The sequence below is a fragment of the Arthrobacter sp. P4_H3 genome (assembly GCF_056400885.1).
This window is the reverse complement of the sequence record NZ_JBFUKK010000010.1, coordinates 92588-112999: the sequence shown is the minus strand read 5'-3', so window position 1 is coordinate 112999 and position 20412 is coordinate 92588. Positions and strand designations below refer to the sequence as shown.

Below are 20412 nucleotides of genomic sequence, written 5' to 3'. Positions count from 1 at the left end.
CATGACATCGCGTCCGAATCAGACTAGCTTTGTGGAGTGCTGACAATATTGAATGCCGTGAAGCGGGTTCTCGTGGGGCGGCCATTCCGGAACGACCGCCTGGCCCATACCTTGCTGCCAAAGCGGATCGCGCTTCCCATTTTCGCCTCTGATGCCCTGTCCTCGGTGGCCTACGCGCCCGACGAAATCCTCCTGACATTGGCCTTGGCAGGTGTCAGTGCGGTGGCGTTCTCGCCGTGGGTGGGGCTCGCGGTCATGGTCGTGCTGTTGACCGTCGTCGCGTCCTACCGGCAGAATGTCCACGCCTACCCCTCCGGCGGCGGCGATTACGAGATTGCCAATGAAAACCTGGGCAAGTTTGCCGGGCTCACGGTCGCGTCCGCGCTGCTGGTCGACTACGTCCTGACGGTTGCCGTGTCGATGTCCTCGGCCGCGGCCTACCTGACCACCGCCGTGCCATCGCTGCACGGCCAGCAGGCCCTCATTGCGACTATCGGCGTCGTGATCCTGGCCCTGGTGAACCTCCGCGGCATCCGGGAGGCCGGCAGCGTGTTCGCCGTCCCCACATACATCTTCATGGCCTCCATTCTCGGCATGACTGCCGTCGGGATCTTCCAGGCCCTCACCGGCCAGCTGGGCCGGGCACCGTCGGCGGACTTCACGATCGTTCCGGCCGCCGGCTTCGACGAAGGGCTGGTGGGTCTGGCCGGAGCGTTCCTGTTGCTGCGGGCGTTCTCCTCGGGGGCCGCGGCGCTGACGGGCGTCGAAGCCATCAGCAACGGCGTGCCGAACTTCCAGAAGCCCAAGAGCAAGAACGCCGCCACGACGCTGCTTCTGCTTGGCGTCATCGCCGCGTCCATGCTTGCCGGCATCATTTACCTGGCCAACGCCACCAAGGTGCACATCGTGCTGGATCCGGCCAAGGAGTTCCTGCTGAACGGGCAGCCGCTCCCCGAGGGCTATATCCAGAATCCGGCGATCAGCCAGATCGCCCAGACCATCTTTGGAGAAGGATCCGTCCTCTTCTACGTCGTGGTGGCCGCCACCGGCGTCATCCTGGTGTTCGCGTCCAACACGGCGTTCAACGGGTTCCCGGTCCTGGGCTCGATCCTGGCCCAGGACGGCTACCTGCCGCGCCAGCTGCGGACCCGCGGGGACCGGCTGGCCTTCAGCAACGGTGTCCTGGCCCTGGCCGCCGGCGCCCTGGTGCTCATCCTGTCGTTCGATGCCGACGTCACCAAACTCATCCAGCTGTACATTGTGGGCGTCTTCATCTCGTTCACGATGAGCCAGCTCGGCATGATCCGGCATTGGGGCCGGGAGCTGAAGCTCGCCCGGGATCCTGCCGTCAAGCTGCGCATGCTCAAGTCCCGCATCATCAACACGATCGGCTTCGGCATGACGGGGCTGGTGTTGGTGATTGTGCTGGTCACCAAATTCGAACAGGGGGCCTGGATCGCGCTGCTGGCGATGTTCGTGCTCTTCCTGATCATGTGGAGCATCCGCGCGCACTACGACAACGTAGCCAAGGAACTCGCCGTGGATGAGGATTCCTCGCCCCGCGCCCTGCCGTCCCGGGTGCATGCCGTGCTGCTGGTTTCCCACGTCCGCAAGCCTGTCCTGCGGGCGCTGGCCTACGCCCGCGCGTCGCGGCCGTCGAGGCTCGACGCCATCACGGTGGACATCAACTCCGAGGAAACCGCCCACACCCTTGCCGACTGGGAAAAACTGGAGATTCCGGTGCCGCTCACCATTCTCGCCAGCCCGTACCGGGAAACCGTGACGCCGATCATGGAGTATGTGAAGAACATGCGGCGGGATTCGCCCCGCGACCTCATCGTCGTCTACATCCCCGAATACGTCGTGGGTAAGTGGTGGGAACAACTGGTCCACAACCAGACCGCCCTGCGTATCAAGACCCGTCTCCATTTCGAGCCGGGAGTCATGGTGGCCAGTGTGCCCTGGCAGCTGAAATCCTCCGAAGAAGCAAAGAAAATGCAGGATATCCAATGAGCTCCGAGACCCAGACCCGCACACATGCCGAACTCGTGGTGGATATCGGGCCCATAGCCCATGGGGGGCACTGCGTTGCCCGCCACGAGGGCCGCGTGGTGTTCGTCCGCCACGCCATCCCGGGCGAAAAAGCACGGATCCGGCTGACCGATGCCGGCGAGGGATCCAAATTCTGGCGTGCCGACGTCGTGGAAGTGCTCGAGGCTTCGCCCGAGCGGGTACCGCATTTCTGGCACCTGGCGGACTCCTTGCGGTCGTGGGCCCACGGCCACGCGCCCGTGGGCGGTGCGGAGCTGGGCCACGTGTCCCTCGAGCACCAACGGGGCCTCAAGGCTGCCGTCCTGGCCGAACAGCTGAAGCGGCTGGCCGGCGTCGAACACCCCGAGGTGTGGGCGGACCCCGCCGGGCGCGGGAACATCGTTGAACCGGTGGGTGAAGCTGCGGCCGCCGGCACGGCGGATGCACCCGGCCTGGGCTGGCGTACCAGGGCAAGTTTTGCCGTGACGCCCGGCGGCAAGCTGGGCATGCACGCCCACCGTTCCGACCAGGTCATTCCCGTCCGCGAGATGCCGCTGGCTGTGGCCGGCATCAACGCCCTCCGGCTCTGGGACATCGACCTCCAGGGCATTGACCGCGTGGAAGTCGCTGCTCCCGCCAACGGATCGCGCCCGCTGGTGCTGCTGGCTCCGGCCGCAGGCACGCGCGCAAAGCGACTCAGCGCCATCCTGGCCCAGCTGCCCGCCGACGTTTCGGTGGCCAGCTTCGACCCTGCCAAGGGCGAGGCGCTCCAGCTGCGCGGGCGCACCTGGGTGCAGGAGTCGGCGGCGGGCCACGAGTACCGGGTCACAGGGGAGGGCTTCTGGCAGATCCACCGGGACGCACCGGACACGCTCGTCGGCGCGGTCAGGGACTTCCTTCACGACGGCGGCTACCTGGAACCGGGCGCGGTGGTGGCGGACCTGTACGCAGGCGCCGGGCTGTTCACGGCCGCGCTGGCCGACGCCGTGGGCGTCACCGGTTCCGTGCTGTCCGTCGAGGGCGCCCCCGGCACCAGCCGGGATGCCCGGAAGAACCTGCACGGCGCACCGCAGGTGGAGATTGTGCAGGGACGGGTGGAACGCGTGCTGCGCCAAACGCCCCGCAACTTCGACGCCCTGGTGCTCGACCCGCCAAGGGCGGGCGCGGGCAAGGCAGTGGTCAGCCAGCTGATGGCGGCAGGTCCCCGGGCCATCGCCTACGTGTCCTGCGACCCGGCGTCCTTTGCCCGGGACCTGGGGTACTTCCAGCAGGGCGGCTGGGCGCTTGCCGGGCTGCGGGCGTTCGACCTGTATCCGCACACCCATCACATGGAGACAGTGGCGTTGCTGACGCCCCGCCCCTGATGTGACTAGGATGGGCGTAGTAGTCCCACGTCGCGCGCCGGATTCCCGGCTGACCCCATGCTCTTTTGTATGACCTTGCACTAATTAGGATGGCCTAACTAGCAAGCGGTCAACCGCGCGACAAAGATGAAACTGTTGCGAGAGGAGTCCTGCGATGAGCATTGTGGACAGCTTCGGTTCAAAAGGCAAACTTAATGTAGCCGGTACCGAATACGAAATTTTCCGGTTGAACTCCGTTGAAGGTGCAGAAAACCTTCCGTTCAGCCTCAAGGTATTGCTTGAAAACCTGTTGAGGACCGAGGACGGCGCGAACATCACGGCCGATCACGTCCGAGCACTGGCCGGCTGGGATCCCAACGCCCAGCCCGACACTGAAATCCAGTTCACGCCGGCGCGCGTGATCATGCAGGACTTCACTGGCGTGCCCTGTGTTGTCGACCTCGCCACCATGCGTGAGGCCGTCAAGGAGCTCGGCGGTGACCCCAAGCGGGTGAACCCGCTGGCACCCGCCGAGATGGTGATCGACCACTCGGTGCAGATCGACGCATTCGGTAACTCCGGCGCACTGGAGCGCAACATGGAGATCGAATACCAGCGAAATGGTGAGCGCTACCAGTTCCTGCGCTGGGGCCAGACTGCGTTTGACGACTTCAAGGTCGTCCCGCCGGGAACCGGCATTGTGCACCAGGTCAACATCGAGTACCTGGCACGCACGGTCATGACCCGCGAAATTGGTGGCGTCCTGCGTGCCTACCCGGACACCTGCGTCGGCACCGACTCGCACACCACCATGGTCAACGGCCTGGGCGTGCTGGGCTGGGGCGTTGGCGGCATCGAGGCCGAGGCCGCAATGCTGGGCCAGCCCGTTTCCATGCTGATCCCGCGCGTCGTGGGCTTCAAGCTGACCGGTTCCATCCCGGCCGGCGCCACCGCCACCGACGTCGTCCTCACCATCACCGAGCAGCTGCGCAAGCACGGTGTTGTGGGCAAGTTCGTGGAGTTCTACGGCGAAGGTGTGGCGGCAGTGCCGCTGGCCAACCGCGCCACCATCGGCAACATGAGCCCGGAGTTCGGCTCCACGGCCGCCATGTTCCCGATCGACGACGTCACCATCGAGTACCTGCGCCTCACCGGCCGCTCCGAGCAGAACGTTGCACTCGTGGAGGCCTACGCGAAGGAACAGGGCCTCTGGCACGATCCTTCGCACGAGATCAAGTTCTCCGAGTACCTCGAGCTGGACCTCTCCACGGTTGTTCCCTCCATCTCCGGCCCGAAGCGTCCCCAGGACCGCATCGAGCTCACGGATGCCAAGGAGCAGTTCCGCAAGGACATCCACAACTACGTGAGCATCGAAGACGGCAGCGTCGACGAGTCCCTGGAAGAATCCTTCCCGGCCTCCGATCCGCCCTCGTTCACCCACGCTGATTCCCACACCACGGAAACCGCACGCGTGGTCTCCGCAGCGAACGGTGCCCATGGACGTCCGTCCACCCCGGTGCACGTTGTCACCGAAGACGGCCGCGAGTTCGAGCTGGACCACGGAGCGGTGTCCATCGCCTCGATCACGTCGTGCACCAACACGTCCAACCCGTCCGTGATGCTCGCCGCAGCACTGCTGGCGCGCAACGCCGTGGACAAGGGCCTGACCTCGAAGCCGTGGGTCAAGACCTCCGTGGCTCCCGGTTCCAAGGTAGTCACCGACTACTACGAGAAGTCCGGCCTCACCCCATACCTGGAGAAGCTCGGCTTCTACATCGTGGGCTATGGCTGCGCCACCTGCATCGGCAACTCGGGTCCGCTCGACGCCGAAATCTCCGAGGCCATCCAGGCCAACGACCTTTCCGTCACTGCCGTGCTGTCCGGTAACCGCAACTTCGAAGGCCGGATCAACCCGGACGTGAAGATGAACTACCTGGCCTCCCCGCCGCTGGTCATCGCCTACGCCCTGGCCGGTTCCATGGACTTCGACTTCGACACCGATTCACTCGGACAGGACGAAGCGGGCAACGAGGTCTTCCTGAAGGACATCTGGCCGAACCCGGTCGAGGTCCAGCAGGTCATCGATTCCTCTATTGACAAGGAAATGTTCGCCCGCGGCTACGAGGGCGTCTTCGACGGAGACGACCGCTGGAAGGCCCTCGACACCCCGGCCGGCGACACCTTCGCCTGGGACGAGAAGTCCACGTATGTCCGGAAACCCCCGTACTTCGAGGGCATGAAGGCCGAGCCGGAGCCCGTCACGGACATCTCCGGTGCCCGCGTGCTGCTCAAGCTCGGCGATTCCGTCACCACGGACCACATCTCCCCGGCGGGTTCCTTCAAGTCGGACACCCCGGCCGGCCAGTACCTTCTGGCCAACGGTGTGGAGCGCAAGGACTTCAACTCCTATGGTTCACGCCGTGGCAACCACGAAGTCATGATCCGCGGCACGTTCGCGAACATCCGCATCAAGAACCAGCTGCTGGACGGCGTCGAAGGCGGTTTCACCCGCGACTTCACGCAGGCAGACGGCCCCCAGGCCTATGTCTACGACGCCGCCCAGAACTACCAGGCAGCCGGCACCCCGCTGGTGGTCCTGGCAGGCAAGGAGTACGGCTCCGGTTCGTCCCGTGACTGGGCTGCCAAGGGCACCGCGCTCCTGGGCGTCAAGGCTGTCGTGGCCGAAAGCTACGAGCGCATCCACCGCTCCAACCTGATCGGCATGGGCGTCCTGCCGCTGCAGTTCCCGGCCGGCGAATCAGCTGCCACCCTGGGCCTGACCGGTACGGAAACCTTCGCAGTAGAGGGCGTCACCGCCCTGAACGAAGGCACCACGCCGAAGACGCTCAAGGTCACCGCCACGGCTGAAGACGGCTCCGCCAAGTCCTTCGATGCGGTCCTCCGCATCGATACCCCGGGCGAGGCCGACTACTACCGTAACGGCGGCATCCTGCAGTACGTGCTGCGCCAGATCTCCGCTAACTAGCGGCAGCGGGCAACACCGGCGCCATCAAAAGCCCCGGCCTGTCTCTGACAGGCCGGGGCTTTTTGCGTTGCGCCGCCCGGGTCCTGCGCCCGTCCAGCCTTCAAGGCGTTAGAGTTAAAAGGCATGTCTACCACCCGAAGGAGGCCCCGTTGGGAATTTTGGACACCATCCGGAATCCGCAGGACCTGAGCAAGTTGACCGAAGAACAGCTGTCCCAGCTGGCTACGGAGGTCAGGAGTTTCCTGATCGGCAACGTGTCGCAGACGGGTGGCCACCTCGGACCGAACCTCGGCGTCGTGGAACTGACCATCGCCGTACACCGTATTTTTGACTCCCCCCGCGACAGCATCGTCTTTGATACCGGACACCAGTCGTATGTCCACAAACTCCTGACCGGACGCCAGGACTTCAGCACCCTCCGCCAGGAAGGCGGAATGTCCGGTTACCCGGACCGGGCCGAGTCCGAGCACGACATCGTGGAAAGCTCCCACGCGTCCTCCTCGCTGTCCTGGGCCGACGGCATCTCCCGCGCCCGGCAGCTGACCGGCGACGGCGACCGCTATGTGATTGCCGTGGTGGGCGACGGCGCCCTGACCGGCGGCATGGCCTGGGAAGCGATCAACAACATCGCCGCGGACAAGCGCCGGCGCGTGGTCATCGTGGTCAATGACAACGGCCGGTCCTATGCACCCACCGTCGGCGGCTTTGCAGACTACCTCGCATCACTGCGTCCCACCATCGATTCCTTCCGCGCAGCCCCGGCCTACGAGGGAACCCTCGACTGGTGGAAGCGGAAGCTGCAAAACGGTGGACCGGTGGGCCAGTTCACCTACCGCAGCCTGCATGCCATGAAGAAGGGCATCAAGGACTGGTGGGCCCCTCAGGGCATGTTCGAGGACCTTGGCATGAAGTACATCGGCCCCGTCGACGGCCACAACCTCCAAGCCATGGAGCACGCGCTCTCCACTGCCAGGAATTACGCCGGTCCGGTCATCGTGCACGCGATGACCGAAAAGGGCCACGGTTACGCGCCCGCGCGCGCCCACGAGGCTGACCAGTTCCACGCCGTGGGCATCATCGATCCCGAAACCGGCGTGCCCACCGAAGCCGGCGGGGCCCAGTCCTGGACGTCGGTCTTCGCCGACGAGATCGCAGCCATCGCCGATGAGCGCAAGGACATCGTGGGCATCACCGGTGCCATGCTCATTCCGGTGGGCCTGCACAAATTTGCGGCACGGCACCCGGAACGCGTCTTCGACGTCGGCATTGCCGAGCAGCACGCGCTGACCTCCGCCGCCGGTATGGCCTTCGGCGGGCTCCACCCTGTGGTTGCCGTCTACGCCACCTTCCTGAACCGCGCCTTCGACCAATTGCTGATGGACGTTGCGCTGCACCGGGCCGGCGTCACCATCGTGTTGGACCGTGCCGGCGTCACAGGACCGGACGGCGCCAGCCACCACGGCATGTGGGACATGGCCATGGTGCAGATCGTTCCGGGCCTCCACCTGGCCGCGCCCCGCGACGCCACACGGCTCCGTGAAGAACTCCGCGAAGCCGTGGCCATCAGGGACGCCCCCAGCGTTGTCCGGTATTCCAAGGGAAACGTGGGCGCCGAAGTGGAAGCCCTCGAGCGCCTCAGCGACGGCGTGGATGTGTTGGCCCGGCGTCCTGCAGGCTCCAGCGAAAACGACGTGCTGATCGTGAGCGTGGGCGCCATGTCCGAACTCGCCCTGGACGTCTCCAACCGCCTCGGTGCCCAGGGGATCAGCTCCACCGTGGTGGACCCGCGCTGGCTGCTGCCGGTCCGGAAATCCATCATCGCGCTGGCTGCCCGCCACCGCTTGGTCATCTGCATCGAAGACGGCGTCCGTGCCGGCGGCGTGGGATCACGCATCCGCCAGGAAATGCGCGCCGCCGGTGTGGACACCGCCCTGAACGAAGTGGGGCTGCCGGTGGAGTTCCTGGACCACGGCACCCGGACCCAGGTGCTGGAACGCGTCGGTTTGACGGCACGCCAGATCACGCACGACGTCGTCGCCCAGGTCCTGGGGACCAAGGTGCCATTCGCGCGTCCCCTGCCGGGCCAGGAGCATCCGACTACGGGCAGCCTGCCGAAACTGTGATCCCGCACGAGGCCACACCTCCCGAGAGCCTCAAACCGGGAGACCTGGTGGTGGCGCGGAACCGCAAATGGAACGGCGGCGCCCACTGGGTGGTCCCGGGCAACTATCTCGGTCAAGACGAGCACGGCTGGTGGATCTTCCAGCCCAAGGGTTCGTTCATCTCACGGCCCGGTGCCGCCTTCCACGCCAGTTCCGATGCCGTGCTGCTCGTTCCCCGCACCGGCGACTATGTGGCCACGTTTTACGACGACACCTACCCCGGGGACTTCCGCGTGTACGTGGACCTCGCCGTCGGTCACGGCTGGAACGGCATCAGGCCCGGGACATTCGAGTTCCATGTGGTCGACATGGACCTCGACGTGATCCGGTCCGTAACCCGGGGCGTGTACATCGACGACGAAGACGAATTCGCCGAACACCAGGTGAGCATGGAGTATCCGCCGGACATCGTGGACCGCATGCTCCAGGAGACAGAACAGCTTTATCAGGCCGTCAAGGCACAGCACGCACCGTTCGACGGCACAGACGCCGAGTGGTTCAGGAGAGGACGGGCATGAGCGGAATTATCAGGGTCTACAAACGCGACGACGAAGGGGTTCTCCAGTTCCGGGAAGCCTGGTTCGATGAGGACTACAGCCAGTTCGTGATGAATCACGGCGTGGTGGGGCACCAGAGCAAGACGGACGAAACGGATGTTGCCGATGCCGCAGCGGCGGAAGGCCTCATGGACGCCTTCGCCGTGCAGTGCGCAGAGGACGGCTACGCCGAGATCGCCGAGGAAGACCAGTTCTGGGTGGTTGCCCAGTACGCGTTGAAAACCAAGGACGGCACGGACCGCGACCGCTACCTCGAGGAAAAGGCGAAGGACGCGCTCATCAGCCACCTCGCCTGGCGCGGCCTCGGCACCGTGGAGCGGTCAGAGTTTGGCGACGCCAAACTCAACATCTTCTGCCTGTGCCCGGACGTCAACAAAGCCGTCAACGCCATCAAGGTGTGCATCCGGGGCGAGGACCTGGACTTCACGAAGCTCAGCATCGGGGCGGCGCCGTTCGGCGATCCGGAGGCGTTTAAGCTCAAGCACTCGCCGAAACCGGCTTCGGGCTTTACCCTCTAAGAGGGGGCAACCGACTTTCTGGGAGGCATCCGTAATGACGCGTAAATCCGTTCAACCAGGCCATACCCCGATTCCCCACGGAATCGGCGCGCCTGCCCGCCGGGCCATGGCCCACGCCGGACTGGAAACCCTGGAACAGGTGGTCCAGTTCGGTAAGCGGGAACTTTCGAAGTTGCACGGAATGGGCGTCAAAACCATGGCCCAGCTTGAGGATGCCATGGACGAGCACGGACTCGAGTTCCCGGCCGCCTGACCGGGAGCCGTACCCCTCCCGCTGCCGGCAACCGGCAGCGTCCGGTCTGTCCGTGCGGCCGTTATAGGCTGATTTCATGACTGAACACCGCCGCCTTGGAAATTCCGGATTGACCGTCTCTGTTGTGGGCCTTGGCTGCAACAACCTTGGCCGGGCCAATACGGTGACGGAGTCGCAGGAGGGGACCGACGCCGTCGTCCATGCCGCCCTGGACGCGGGTATTACCCTCTTTGACGTCGCGGACACCTACGGCCGCGAGCCCGGACTGAGCGAAACAATGCTGGGCAGGGCCCTCGCCGGCAGGCGGGAGGACGCCGTCGTTGCCACGAAATTCGGCATGGACATGCGCGGAGCCAACGGCAACGACTTCGGTGCCCGCGGCTCCCGCCGCTACATCGTCAAAGCGGCAGAGGCGTCGCTGCGCCGGCTGGGGACGGACTGGATCGATCTCTACCAGTTCCACACCCCGGACCCGCTGACGCCCATCGACGAGACCCTGGCCGCCCTGGACGACCTCGTCACGAGCGGCAAGGTCCGCTACATCGGGCACTCCAACCGGGCCGGGTGGCAGATCGCCGAGGCCGAATTCGTGGCCCGCGCCCGCGGCGGTTCCCGCTTCATTTCGACGCAGAACCACTACAACCTGCTGGACCGGCGCGCCGAGCTGGAAATCACTCCGGCCGCGGAGGCCTACGGCCTGGGCGTGCTGCCCTACTTCCCGCTGGCCAACGGCCTGCTGACCGGCAAGTACGCGCCGGGCAAGGCACCGGAAGGCTCCCGGCTCAGCCATACCCGCACCAACCTTGTCCACGACGCCGACTGGGACCAGCTGGAGAAGTTCAGTGCGTTCGCCGCAGAGCGCAACCTCAGCGAGATCCAGGTGGCGTTTTCCTGGCTGGCGGCACAGCCGTCCGTGAGCAGCGTGATCGCCGGTGCCACGAGGCCGGAGCAGGTCCGCGAGAACGCCGCTGCTGTGGCCTGGGTGCCCACTGCCGACGAACGTGCCCAGTTGGATGAGATCTTCCCCCGCACGCCCAAGGTTGCGCTCTTCTGATGCAATCGGTCCTGATGGACGTCGACACCGGGATCGACGACGCACTGGCCCTGGTTTACCTGCTGTCCCGCCCCGACGTCCGGTTGCAGGCCATCACCTGCACCGCCGGAAATGTTGGCGCACGGCAGGTGGCACTGAACAACCTGGCCCTGCTTGAGCTGTGCGGCAAACCGGGGGTCGAGGTGGCCATCGGCGCAGAGGTGCCGCTGGAGATCCCGCTGGTCACCACGGAGGAAACCCACGGCCCGCAGGGGATCGGCTACGCGGAACTTCCGCCGCCGGCCGGCGCGATCTCAACGCGGCATGCCGTGGACGTGTGGGTTGACGAGGTGCGGAAGCACCCCGGCGAAATCACCGGCCTGATCACAGGCCCGCTGACCAACTTCGCCCTCGCCCTGCGCCGGGAACCGGACCTGCCGCGCCTGCTCAAGGGCCTCGTCATCATGGGCGGCAGCTTCTATTACCAGGGCAACACCACGCCGACGGCGGAATGGAACGTCTCCGTCGACCCGCATGCCGCGAAGGAGGTGTTTGCAGCCTACCGGGGCCTCCCCGAAGACAAACTGCCCGTGGTGTGCGCGCTGGAGACCACCGAGCTGATCGAGATGCGGCCCGAACACCTGCAGAGACTGGGGGAGGCCGCGGGCACCGACCAGCCGGAACTCGTCCTCCCCGACCAGCCGGAGGGCCTCCGCAGCCGGTCCGGCAACCCCCTGGTGGCCTGCCTGTCCGATGCCATCCGCTTCTACATGGAGTTCCACCGCCTCTATGACCAGGGCTTCGTGGCACACATGCACGACGCCTTCGCCGCCTGTGTGGCCGTGGGGCGGACGGCAACCACCACGGAGCTGGCGACGGTGGACGTCGAAACCCGGTCACCGCTCCTGATGGGCACCACCGTGGCCGACTACCGGGGATTGTGGGGGCTGCCGCCGAACGCCCGGATCGTGACGTCCAACAACCCGCAGCAGTGCTTTGACGAGCTCATCGGTTCGGTGGGCGCATTGGCCCGGCGGCTCGGCTCCGGATAGGCCCCGACGGGCCCGCGAAGCAGGAAGTGCCCGCGCACGGCGGCCGCTAAGATGGTAGCTGCGCCGAGGTGACATAGGCGCACGTTTGCCGATCCCGGTACCGGTGTACCCGCGGAGCGCAGCCCACAGCCAAAGGAACAACCATGTCACAGCAGTCCCTGATCCTGCCCGCGCCCGGACAGCGGGCGGTCCGCATCCGTCGCCTGCTTGAGGTGCTCGGCGCGGTGTCCATTGCGGCCACCTTCATCTTCCTTGTCCTGACGCAGCCCGCGGACATCACCAACGGGCTGGCCAGCGGGTCCACGCTGGTGGCCCTGGGCGGGTTCCTGCTGGGGGCAATCCTCCTGATCATCGGAGTGCTGCCAACCCTTCCCACGTCCACCCTGGTGCTGATTCCGGTGGCACTGGTCCTCAACATCGCCCTGGGACAAATCATGGGGTCCACCGGTCTGCCCTTCTACTTCGATGCGATCGGCACGGTGCTCATCGCCGTCCTGGCCGGCCCGGCCGCGGGCGCCGCAACGGGCGCCCTCAGCAGCATCGTCTGGTCCTTCATCAACCCCACCGTGCTGCCCTTCGCCGCCGGGGCGGCGCTCATCGGCTTCCTGGCGGGGCTGGCCGCCCGCCACGGACTTTTCCGCCGCTTCTATCTGGCCCCGGTGGCCGGTTTCGTGACGGGTATCGTGGCCGGCGTCGTCTCCGCGCCCATCGCGGCCTTCGTCTTCGGCGGCACGTCCGGCGCCGGGACCGGCGCGATTGTCGGTGCCTTTCGGGCCATGGGCGACACGCTCCTTGCAGCGATCACCAAGCAGGCGCTGATTTCCGATCCTATGGACAAGGCCATTGTGTTCACCGTCGTCGCGCTGCTGGTGTACGCGCTGCCGCGGAGGACCACGCTGCAGTTCGCCTTTGTGCGGCGGTTCAACGTCCTCGCAGGCAAGAAGCAGGAAACGCCGGGCGCCTGATTCCGTGCCGGCACGCCTGAACCCCCTCACCGCCTTGGCGGCGGCAGCAGCCACCGCGGCGATCACGACGGCGGCGTCCAGCTGGGCCGTGTCCGTCGCCGTGATCCTTGGGTGCGTGGTGCTGGCGCTGCGTGCCGGAGTGGGCGGCCGCCTGGCGCCGGCCGCGGCCGTGATCCTGGCACCGTTCTGGCTGTCCCTGTTGATCATGCACGGGCTGTTCTTTCCCGAAGGCCGGACGGTGCTGGCGGAATGGGGCGCGGCGCGCGTGACGACGGAAGGGCTTGGCTTCGCGCTGGACATGGGCACCCGGACGGCAGCGTACGTTGTGGTGTTCCTGCTCTTTTCGTTCACCGTCCGTGTACCCGATCTGGTGGCGGTGATGTCAGCACGCCGCCTGCCGCCGCAGTTCGGCTACGTGCTGGCATCCACCCTCACACTGGCGCCGGCCATCTCCGGGCGGCTGGCCCGCATCCGGCAGGCCCAGGAATCACGGGGACTGGTAGTCCGGGGCGGACCGCTGTCCAGGCTGGCGGCAGCCCGGCTGCAAATGGTGCCGCTGGTCCTTTCGCTCATCCAGGAGGCCGGCGACCGGGCCCAGGCCCTTGATTCCCGCGGCTTCAACGGCGCTGCGGCCCGGACCAGCTACCGGGACGTGCCGGACACCGCCGCCCAGCGGGCCTTCCGCGCCGTCGTCCTGCTGCTGGCCCTCGCCGCGGTGGCGCTGCGGATCTCCGGACAGTGGCCTGACATGCAGTGGCCCAGCCTGCAGTGGACCGGGATGCAGGGGACCGGGGGAGTGCCCGGATGAGGCCGCCATTGCTGCGGGCGCGGATTTCGGACTTCAGCTACCACGGGGAGGACGCGTCCGTCCTGCGGGACCTGGCGGTTGACGCAGTGCCGGGCACGCTTACTGCCGTGCTCGGCGGCTCCGGCAGCGGCAAGTCCACCCTCGGCAGGCTGCTGGCCGGCTGGCTGTCCGGCGGACACTCCGGCCGGTTCCGGGGCAGCCTCCAGCTGGGCACCACGGCAGGCTCTGTGGAAGGGGACAGCGCTCCTATCGTCTTTCACGGCGGCCCGGACGATCCACGCATTAATCCTTCCCTGTGGTCCGAACACGTGGGCTACGTTCCGCAGGATGCGGCCGCCCTGTTGTCCACGGTGGGGTCCACCGTCGCCGAGGAGCTGGCGTTCGGCCTCGAGAACCGCGGCATGGACCGGCGCCTGATGCACGAGGCCGTTATGCACGCCGCCGACGCAGCGGGACTGGCCGCCTTGCTGGAACGCGATCCCGCCACCCTCTCCGGCGGCGAACTGCGGCGCCTGGCGGTGGCGTGTGCCGCCATTACGCGCCCCGGTGTGCTGGTGCTGGATGAACCGCTCGGTTCGCTGGATGAAGCCGGCGCGGCGTCGGTCCGCTCACTGGTCCGCAGTTTGACCGGCTCCGGAACGGCCGTGATCGTCCTGGGCCAGTCCGTGGATGAGCTGGCCCTCGAAGCAACCCAATGGCTGGTGCTCGACGGCGGGACGGTCACCGCCCGCGGCATGCCCGGCGAGCTTGCGGGCAGCCCCTGGCTGCTGCAATCCGGCGTCGTGATGCCCGCCCGGACGGGCGGTGGATTCACCCCTGTCCGCCGGGCTGCTGACCCGCCCACGGCCGCCCACCGTCGTCGGACTGAACATGATCACTGTGCAGGGACCGCTACCCCTCCCGTTCTGGAGCTGGAGGGCATCGCTTTCGGTTTCCCCGGCGGACGGCGCGGAAAAGGTCCCGGTATCCTGGCCGACCTGAGCCTGGCCGTACGGGCGGGACAGATCGTGGCTGTGACGGGCCCGAACGGAGCCGGGAAGTCCACGCTGCTGCGGCATTTCAACGGCCTGCATCGTCCCGACCGGGGGTCCGTCCGGATCGGGGGCGCGGACATCGCCGGCATTCCCACCGGAAAAGTGGCGGACCGGGTGGGCCTGCTCTTCCAGCACCCGCGCGACCAGCTGTTCGAGCGGACGGTCCTGCGCGAAGTGCTCTTCGGCCTGGACCGGAGGTACGGGCCGGAAGCGCCCACCAAGGCGCTGGTGGCGCTGGCCGCCGTCGGACTCGGGGACCAGCTGGAGATCCATCCGCATGAACTTCCCGCGTCCCGGCAGCGGCTCCTGGCCCTCGCCACGGTCCTGGCCCGGGAACCGACGCTCCTCGCGCTGGACGAACCCACCGTGGGGCTCGACCGGCACGGCCTCGAACGCCTCGACCAGGTCATCGGCGCGGCCGCGCTGCGGGGCGCTGCCGTCGTCATCGTGACGCACGAGCTCGCCTACGCCCGGGCCACCGCCCACCGCATCCTGGAGCTGAGGGACGGGACGCTGCGGGAAGAATGATGCCGGTGCGGTGGCCCGCGGGACAGCACAACGGCGCCGCCGCCCGCACCGGAGACAGTGCGGGCGGCGGCGCCGGTTGGTTGGGTGGTGTCCTGCTAGGCCGCCACCGCCGCGGAGGCGACGCCCGGTGCCAGGAACCGCTTGCCGTTGACGCGTTCCGAGGCGCCCACGCGGTCCAGGTACGGGGTGATGCCGCCCAGGAACATCGGCCAGCCGGCGCCGAGGATCATGCACAGATCGATGTCCTCCGGCCCGGCCACCACGCCCTCGTCCAGCATGAGCCCGATCTCTTCGGCCAGCGCGTCCTGCGTGCGGCGAAGGACCTCCTCGCCCGTGGACGGGGACGTGCCGAAGGAGAGCAGCGCCAGTGTTTCGGCCGGAATGAACGGCTTGCCGTCCGGGCCCGTCTCCGGCGCCCACAGGGACTTGACGCCGTTGTCGATCAGCTTCTGCAGGTTCTGTGAGACCGTGAACCGGTCCCCGAACGCGGCGTGCAGGGATTCCTGGACGTGCTGCGCCACCGGCAGGCCCACCATCGCACCCAGCGTGAACGGCGTCATGGGCAGGCCCATGGGCCGCAGCGCGTTGTCCGCGACCTCGGCCGGAGTTCCCTCATCGAACGCGGCCGTCACTTCGCCCATGAGCCGTAGCAGGAGGCGGTTGACCACAAACGCGGCGGCGTCCTTGACCAAAACGGCGGACTTCTTGAGTCCTTTGGCGAGCTCAAACGCGGTGGCCAGTACGGCGTCGTCAGTCTTGGGCGCGCGGACGATCTCCAGCAGCGGCATCAGAGCCACCGGGTTGAAGAAGTGGAATCCGACCAGCCGTTCGGGGTGGACAAGGTCCGCCGCCATGGCCGTCACTGAAAGCGACGACGTGTTGGTGGCCAGGATGCACTCGGGCGAGACGATCGCCTCAACCTCGGCGAACACCTGCTTCTTGACGTTCAGCTCTTCAAACACCGCCTCGATGACGAAGTCGGCGTCGGCAAACGCCTCCTTGGAAACCGAACCGGTCACCAGGGCCCTGGTGCGGTTGGCGGCATCGGGGCTGATGCGCTTTTTTGCCAGCAGCTTGTCCACTTCCGCGTGGACGTAGCCCACACCCTTGTCCACGCGGGCCTGGTCGATGTCCGTCATGACCACCGGCACCTTGAGTTGCCGGGCGAACAGCAGGGCCAGCTGGCCCGCCATCAGGCCTGCACCGACCACCCCCACTTTGGTCACGGGGCGGGCCAGCTTGCGGTCCGGAGCGCCGGCTGGACGCTTGGTGCGCTTCTGCACAAGGTCCAGGAACGCGTAAACGGTGGAGCGGAACTCATCGGTCTGCATGAGGCCGGCCAGCGTTTCGCATTCCAGCGCCGCCGAGTCAGCCTGGCTCATGATCCTGTTGGCCGCTAGGATGTCCAGCACCTTGGCCGGAGCGGGGGAGGCATTGGACGTCTTGGACTCCACAAAGGCCCGCCCGGCGGCCACGGCGCCTGACCAGCGGCCGGCAACCGCCGCGTCGGAGGGGTCGACGGCGTTGGGCCGCTCCGGTACGACGTCGCCCGAGATGACCCCGGCGGCCCAGGCGAGGGACTGCTCCACGAAGTCGGCGGGTTCAAACATGGCGTCGGCCATTCCCAGGCCGAAGGCCTGCGGGCCGGTGAGCGTGCGGTTGTTGCTGAGCGGATTTTCGATCATCACCTTGACGGCGTTCTCCGGCCCGATCAGCCGGGGCAGGATGTAGACGCCGCCCCAGCCGGGCACCAGGCCGATGAAGGCTTCAGGAAGGGCCAGCGCGCCTGCGCCGGTCGACACCGTGCGGTAGGTGGACTGCAGGGCGATCTCGAGGCCGCCGCCGAGGGCGACGCCGTTGATGAATGCGAAGCTGGGAACACCGAGGTTGGCCAGGGTGGCGTAGACGTCGTGGCCGAGTTGCGCCATCCAGAGACCGTGGTCCCGGTTGTTGAGGGATTTCACGGCGGACAGATCCGCGCCGGCCACCAGGAAGTACGGCTTGCCGGTGACGCCGACGCCCACGATTTCGCCGCGGGCTGCACGGTCCTTGAGGCCTTCGAGGACGGTGCCCAGCTCCACGAGGGTGTTGGGACCGAGCGTGGTGGGCTTGGAGTGGTCCAGGCCGTTGTCCAGGGTGATCAGGGCGAAGGTTCCGGCGCTGGGCTTCCCGCCTGCGGCGGGCAGCTGGATGTCCTGGACGTAGGAATGGGTGACGGTCTCGTCGGGGAAGAGATCGGCAAGCTTGCGGAAATCTGCGGCGCTCATGCTGCGGCTCCTTCGGTTTCTGTGGTGGCAGGTTCTGTGGTGGCAGTTTCGGCGGTGGAATTGTCCGCCGGGAACACGGCCCCGCTGTAGCCTGTGTATTCCGAGTGACGCGGGTTTTCCCAGATGACGGTGGCGCCCATGCCCAGGCCGATGCACATGGTGGTCATGCCGTAACGGACCGAGGGGTCCTCTTCGAACTGGCGTGCCAGCTGGTTCATCAGCCGCACTCCGGACGAGGCCAGCGGATGCCCCACAGCGATCGCCCCGCCGTAGCGGTTGACGCGGGGATCGTCGTCGGAAATGCCGAAGTGGTCCAGGAAGCTCAGCACCTGGACGGCGAACGCCTCGTTGATTTCGAAGAGCCCGATGTCCCCGATGCCGAGGCCGGCGTTCCTGAGCGCCTTTTCCGTGGCGGGGACCGGCCCGATGCCCATGACTTCGGGCTCGACGCCGGCAAAGGCATAGCTGACCAGGCGCATCTTCACCGGCAGGCCAAGCTCGGCTGCAGCGTCGGCGGAGGCGAGCAGGGCCGCCGTCGCGCCGTCGTTCAGTCCGGCGGCGTTGCCGGCGGTGACCCGGCCGTGGGGCCGGAAGGGGGTACGCAGCGCGGCGAGGTCCTCGAGGGAGGTTCCCGGCCGGGGCGGTTCGTCCACGGTGTTGACCGTCCAGCCCTGGCCAGGTTTCATGGTGGCCACCGGCGCCAGGTCCGGCTGGATCTGGCCCTTTCCGTAGGCCGCTGCCAGCTTGTCCTGCGAGGCTGCGGCGTAGGCGTCGGTGCGGTCCTTGGTGATGGCCGGAAAGCGGTCGTGCAGGTTTTCGGCGGTATTGCCCATGTTGAGTGCTGCGGGATCCACCAAACGCTCGGACATGAACCGCGGGTTGGGATCTGCGCCCTCGCCCATCGGGTGGTTGCCCATGTGTTCCACTCCGCCGGCGATGACGACGTCGTAGGCCCCGAAGGCGATGCCGCTGGCGGTGGTTGTCACCGCGGTCATTGCGCCGGCGCACATCCGGTCCACGGCGAATCCCGGGACGGTACGGGGGAGCCCTGCCAGCAGCGCCGCCGTGCGGCCGATGGTGAGGCCCTGGTCGCCGGTCTGGGTGGTGGCGGCAATTGCCACTTCATCGACGCGGTCGGCGGGAAGGGAAGGATTGCGGCGCATCAGTTCGCGGATGCACTTGACCACCAGGTCATCGGCGCGGGTTCCGGCGTAGATGCCCTTCTCACCCGCACGGCCGAAGGGCGTGCGGACACCGTCCACGAAGACGACGTCGCGGACGGTGCGGGTGTTTCCGCTGCTCTGGGTTCCGCTGTTTGTTCCGCTGCTGTGGTTTCCGCTTCCGCGTGCTTGGCTCACGTGATACTCCTCATCGAGACATTGATGCCGGACGCACGCCAGTGGCAGCAGCGGTCCGGGCGACATTGATCCCAATGTTACTCGCGAGTAACTTAGCTGGCAAGGGCCCCTGCGGCCGTCCTGTCCCGCCCTTGACACTCATGCGATGAGGGCGAGCTGGCCTGACGCCCCGCGGCTAACTCCCGGCGGCGGGAGCGGCCTTGGGTTCCTTCGGAGGCAGGGGCTGCGGATTGAGGAACGCCGAGGTGATCAGGGGCGCCGTCAGGTCGATCTGCCACGGGCGGGCACCGAGTTCACTGAGCTCTTCGGCGATTGCTTCCTCGCTGAGCTCCACGGGCGGACGCCAGGCCACGCGCCGCAGGAAGTCGGGCGTGAGCAGGTTCTCGACGGGAAGGTTCAGCTCATCGGCCTTGTCCTGGAGCAGCGGCCTGGCAGTCGACAGCCGTTCGGCAGCTGCCGGGTCCCGGTCGGCCCAGACGCGCGGTGGTGGCGGCGCATTCGTGGGCAGATGCAGCGGCGGCAGTTCCTCCGTGGTCCGGGCGGTGGCAATGCACCGCAGCCACCGGGGTGCCTCCCGCTGCGCGGCCCGGCCGTGGAAACCCTTGGTCCCCAGCAGCTGCGGCACCGTGGCGGGCATGGCCTTGGCGGCGGCCACAAGCGAAGAGTCCGGGATGAGCCGGCCCGGGGCAACGTCGCGCTTGCGGGCCAGTGAATCGCGTTCCGTCCACAGTTCGCGGACCGCGGCGAGCTGGCGGCGGTCACGGATCTGGTGCAGCCCTGACGTCTTGCGCCAGGGATCCACCCGGGGAGGCGCAAGCCCGGCCGCGAGGATGGCCGCGAACTCCTGTTCGGCGTATTCAAGCTTTCCGTCGGCCTGGAGCAGCTCGATGAGCTCCTCACGCAGTTCCGTGAGGACTTCGACGTCCAGGGCCGCATACCGCAGCCAGGGCTCGGGCAGCGGGCGCGTGGACCAGTCGGCAGCGGAATGTTCCTTCGCGAGTCCGAAGCCGAGCAGCTGCTCGATGACGGCCGCGAGGCCTACCCGCGGCAGCCCGGCCAGCCGGGCAGCCAGCTCTGTATCGAACAGTTTGTGCGGCCACATGCCCAGCTCGGAAAGGCACGGAAGGTCCTGGCTCGCTGCGTGCAGGATCCATTCCACGCCGTCCAGGGCATCGTTGATGATCTGCAGGTCCCCGAAGGGTTCCGGATCGATGAGCCAGGTTCCCGAGCCTTCGCGCCGGATCTGGACCAGGAAGGCCCGCTGTCCGTAGCGGAAGCCGGAGGCACGTTCCGCGTCGACGCCGGCCGGACCTGTCCCGGCGGCGATGGCGGCTGCGCAGCGTTCCAGGCCGGCAGGGGTTTCAATTACGAGCGGCACTCCGTCGCGGGGGGCATCGAGGTCGATGACCTCGGGGACCAGGCTGTCGAAGCCTTCCACCGTGATGTGGGGAGTAATGTCAGCAGCCGGGACGCCGGCTGTGGTGTGTTCCGGATTTTGAGGGGTCATGATGCCTTCA

General features: G+C 67.1%; 15 protein-coding genes. 12 read left to right on the top strand and 3 right to left on the bottom strand.

Going from position 1 to position 20412, the window contains the following annotated elements; translation table 11 throughout:
* Positions 1-36 precede the first annotated feature (36 nt).
* From AC1DRE_RS14955 to AC1DRE_RS14900, 12 genes are all read left to right on the top strand, one after another.
* On the top strand, positions 37-2013 hold the full coding sequence (locus AC1DRE_RS14955) for an APC family permease (protein ID WP_476985331.1): 1977 nt from the start codon (positions 37-39) through the stop codon (positions 2011-2013).
* Entirely contained in the window at positions 2010-3395 is a 1386-nt protein-coding gene (locus AC1DRE_RS14950) for a class I SAM-dependent RNA methyltransferase (protein ID WP_476985330.1), read from the top strand. The genes AC1DRE_RS14955 and AC1DRE_RS14950 overlap by 4 nt, the downstream gene beginning before the upstream one ends.
* 154 nt (positions 3396-3549) lie before the next feature.
* The gene (gene acnA / locus AC1DRE_RS14945; protein WP_476985329.1) at positions 3550-6360 is read left to right on the top strand and encodes an aconitate hydratase AcnA; all 2811 of its coding nucleotides are present in this window, start codon (positions 3550-3552) and stop codon (positions 6358-6360) included.
* Between the two features lie 149 nt (positions 6361-6509).
* Positions 6510-8483, top strand: coding sequence for a 1-deoxy-D-xylulose-5-phosphate synthase (gene dxs, locus AC1DRE_RS14940; RefSeq protein WP_476985328.1), 1974 nt, complete (start codon positions 6510-6512; stop codon positions 8481-8483).
* On the top strand, positions 8480-9040 hold the full coding sequence (locus AC1DRE_RS14935) for a DUF402 domain-containing protein (RefSeq protein WP_476985327.1): 561 nt from the start codon (positions 8480-8482) through the stop codon (positions 9038-9040). Before dxs ends, AC1DRE_RS14935 begins: the two co-directional genes overlap by 4 nt.
* Positions 9037-9597 carry a hypothetical protein gene (locus tag AC1DRE_RS14930; RefSeq protein ID WP_476985326.1) on the top strand — a complete coding sequence of 187 codons (561 nt, stop codon included), beginning with the start codon at positions 9037-9039 and terminating at the stop codon, positions 9595-9597. The genes AC1DRE_RS14935 and AC1DRE_RS14930 overlap by 4 nt, the downstream gene beginning before the upstream one ends.
* Before the next feature lie 34 nt (positions 9598-9631).
* Positions 9632-9850, top strand: coding sequence for a helix-hairpin-helix domain-containing protein (locus tag AC1DRE_RS14925; protein ID WP_104174943.1), 219 nt, complete (start codon positions 9632-9634; stop codon positions 9848-9850).
* A 76-nt stretch (positions 9851-9926) separates the two neighbouring features.
* Positions 9927-10904 carry an aldo/keto reductase gene (locus tag AC1DRE_RS14920; protein ID WP_476985325.1) on the top strand — a complete coding sequence of 326 codons (978 nt, stop codon included), beginning with the start codon at positions 9927-9929 and terminating at the stop codon, positions 10902-10904.
* Positions 10904-11935, top strand: a complete 1032-nt coding sequence (locus AC1DRE_RS14915) for a nucleoside hydrolase (RefSeq protein ID WP_476985324.1) — start codon at positions 10904-10906, stop codon at positions 11933-11935. The genes AC1DRE_RS14920 and AC1DRE_RS14915 overlap by 1 nt, the downstream gene beginning before the upstream one ends.
* A 143-nt stretch (positions 11936-12078) precedes the next feature.
* Positions 12079-12900, top strand: coding sequence for an ECF transporter S component (locus tag AC1DRE_RS14910; protein WP_476985323.1), 822 nt, complete (start codon positions 12079-12081; stop codon positions 12898-12900).
* A gap of 4 nt (positions 12901-12904) precedes the next feature.
* The gene (locus AC1DRE_RS14905; RefSeq protein WP_476985322.1) at positions 12905-13708 is read left to right on the top strand and encodes an energy-coupling factor transporter transmembrane component T; all 804 of its coding nucleotides are present in this window, start codon (positions 12905-12907) and stop codon (positions 13706-13708) included.
* Entirely contained in the window at positions 13705-15270 is a 1566-nt protein-coding gene (locus AC1DRE_RS14900; protein ID WP_476985321.1) for an ABC transporter ATP-binding protein, read from the top strand. The genes AC1DRE_RS14905 and AC1DRE_RS14900 overlap by 4 nt, the downstream gene beginning before the upstream one ends.
* 95 nt (positions 15271-15365) lie before the next feature.
* On the opposite strand, the gene AC1DRE_RS14895 is transcribed toward AC1DRE_RS14900, so the two are convergent.
* The 3 genes from AC1DRE_RS14895 to AC1DRE_RS14885 all read right to left on the bottom strand — a co-directional run bounded on the left by AC1DRE_RS14895 (position 15366) and on the right by AC1DRE_RS14885 (position 20402).
* Positions 15366-17537 (bottom strand): 3-hydroxyacyl-CoA dehydrogenase NAD-binding domain-containing protein, encoded by a 2172-nt coding sequence (locus AC1DRE_RS14895; RefSeq protein WP_476985320.1) that lies wholly within the window; start codon positions 17535-17537, stop codon positions 15366-15368.
* Positions 17534-18799 carry a thiolase family protein gene (locus AC1DRE_RS14890; RefSeq protein WP_476985370.1) on the bottom strand — a complete coding sequence of 422 codons (1266 nt, stop codon included), beginning with the start codon at positions 18797-18799 and terminating at the stop codon, positions 17534-17536. Before AC1DRE_RS14890 ends, AC1DRE_RS14895 begins: the two co-directional genes overlap by 4 nt.
* A gap of 271 nt (positions 18800-19070) precedes the next feature.
* Positions 19071-20402, bottom strand: a complete 1332-nt coding sequence (locus AC1DRE_RS14885) for an HRDC domain-containing protein (RefSeq protein WP_476985319.1) — start codon at positions 20400-20402, stop codon at positions 19071-19073.
* Positions 20403-20412 lie beyond the last annotated feature (10 nt).

Bases quoted from the DNA above. Each gene is read 5' to 3' on its own strand.
- AC1DRE_RS14885 (WP_476985319.1), bottom strand. From the start codon at position 20,402: ATGACCCCTCAAAATCCGGAACACACCACAGCCGGCGTCCCGGCTGCT.
- acnA (WP_476985329.1), top strand. From the start codon at position 3,550: ATGAGCATTGTGGACAGCTTCGGTTCAAAAGGCAAACTTAATGTAGCC.
- AC1DRE_RS14925 (WP_104174943.1), top strand. From the start codon at position 9,632: ATGACGCGTAAATCCGTTCAACCAGGCCATACCCCGATTCCCCACGGA.
- AC1DRE_RS14895 (WP_476985320.1), bottom strand. From the start codon at position 17,537: ATGAGCGCCGCAGATTTCCGCAAGCTTGCCGATCTCTTCCCCGACGAG.
- AC1DRE_RS14920 (WP_476985325.1), top strand. From the start codon at position 9,927: ATGACTGAACACCGCCGCCTTGGAAATTCCGGATTGACCGTCTCTGTT.
- AC1DRE_RS14900 (WP_476985321.1), top strand. From the start codon at position 13,705: ATGAGGCCGCCATTGCTGCGGGCGCGGATTTCGGACTTCAGCTACCAC.
- AC1DRE_RS14910 (WP_476985323.1), top strand. From the start codon at position 12,079: ATGTCACAGCAGTCCCTGATCCTGCCCGCGCCCGGACAGCGGGCGGTC.
- AC1DRE_RS14930 (WP_476985326.1), top strand. From the start codon at position 9,037: ATGAGCGGAATTATCAGGGTCTACAAACGCGACGACGAAGGGGTTCTC.
- AC1DRE_RS14915 (WP_476985324.1), top strand. From the start codon at position 10,904: ATGCAATCGGTCCTGATGGACGTCGACACCGGGATCGACGACGCACTG.
- AC1DRE_RS14950 (WP_476985330.1), top strand. From the start codon at position 2,010: ATGAGCTCCGAGACCCAGACCCGCACACATGCCGAACTCGTGGTGGAT.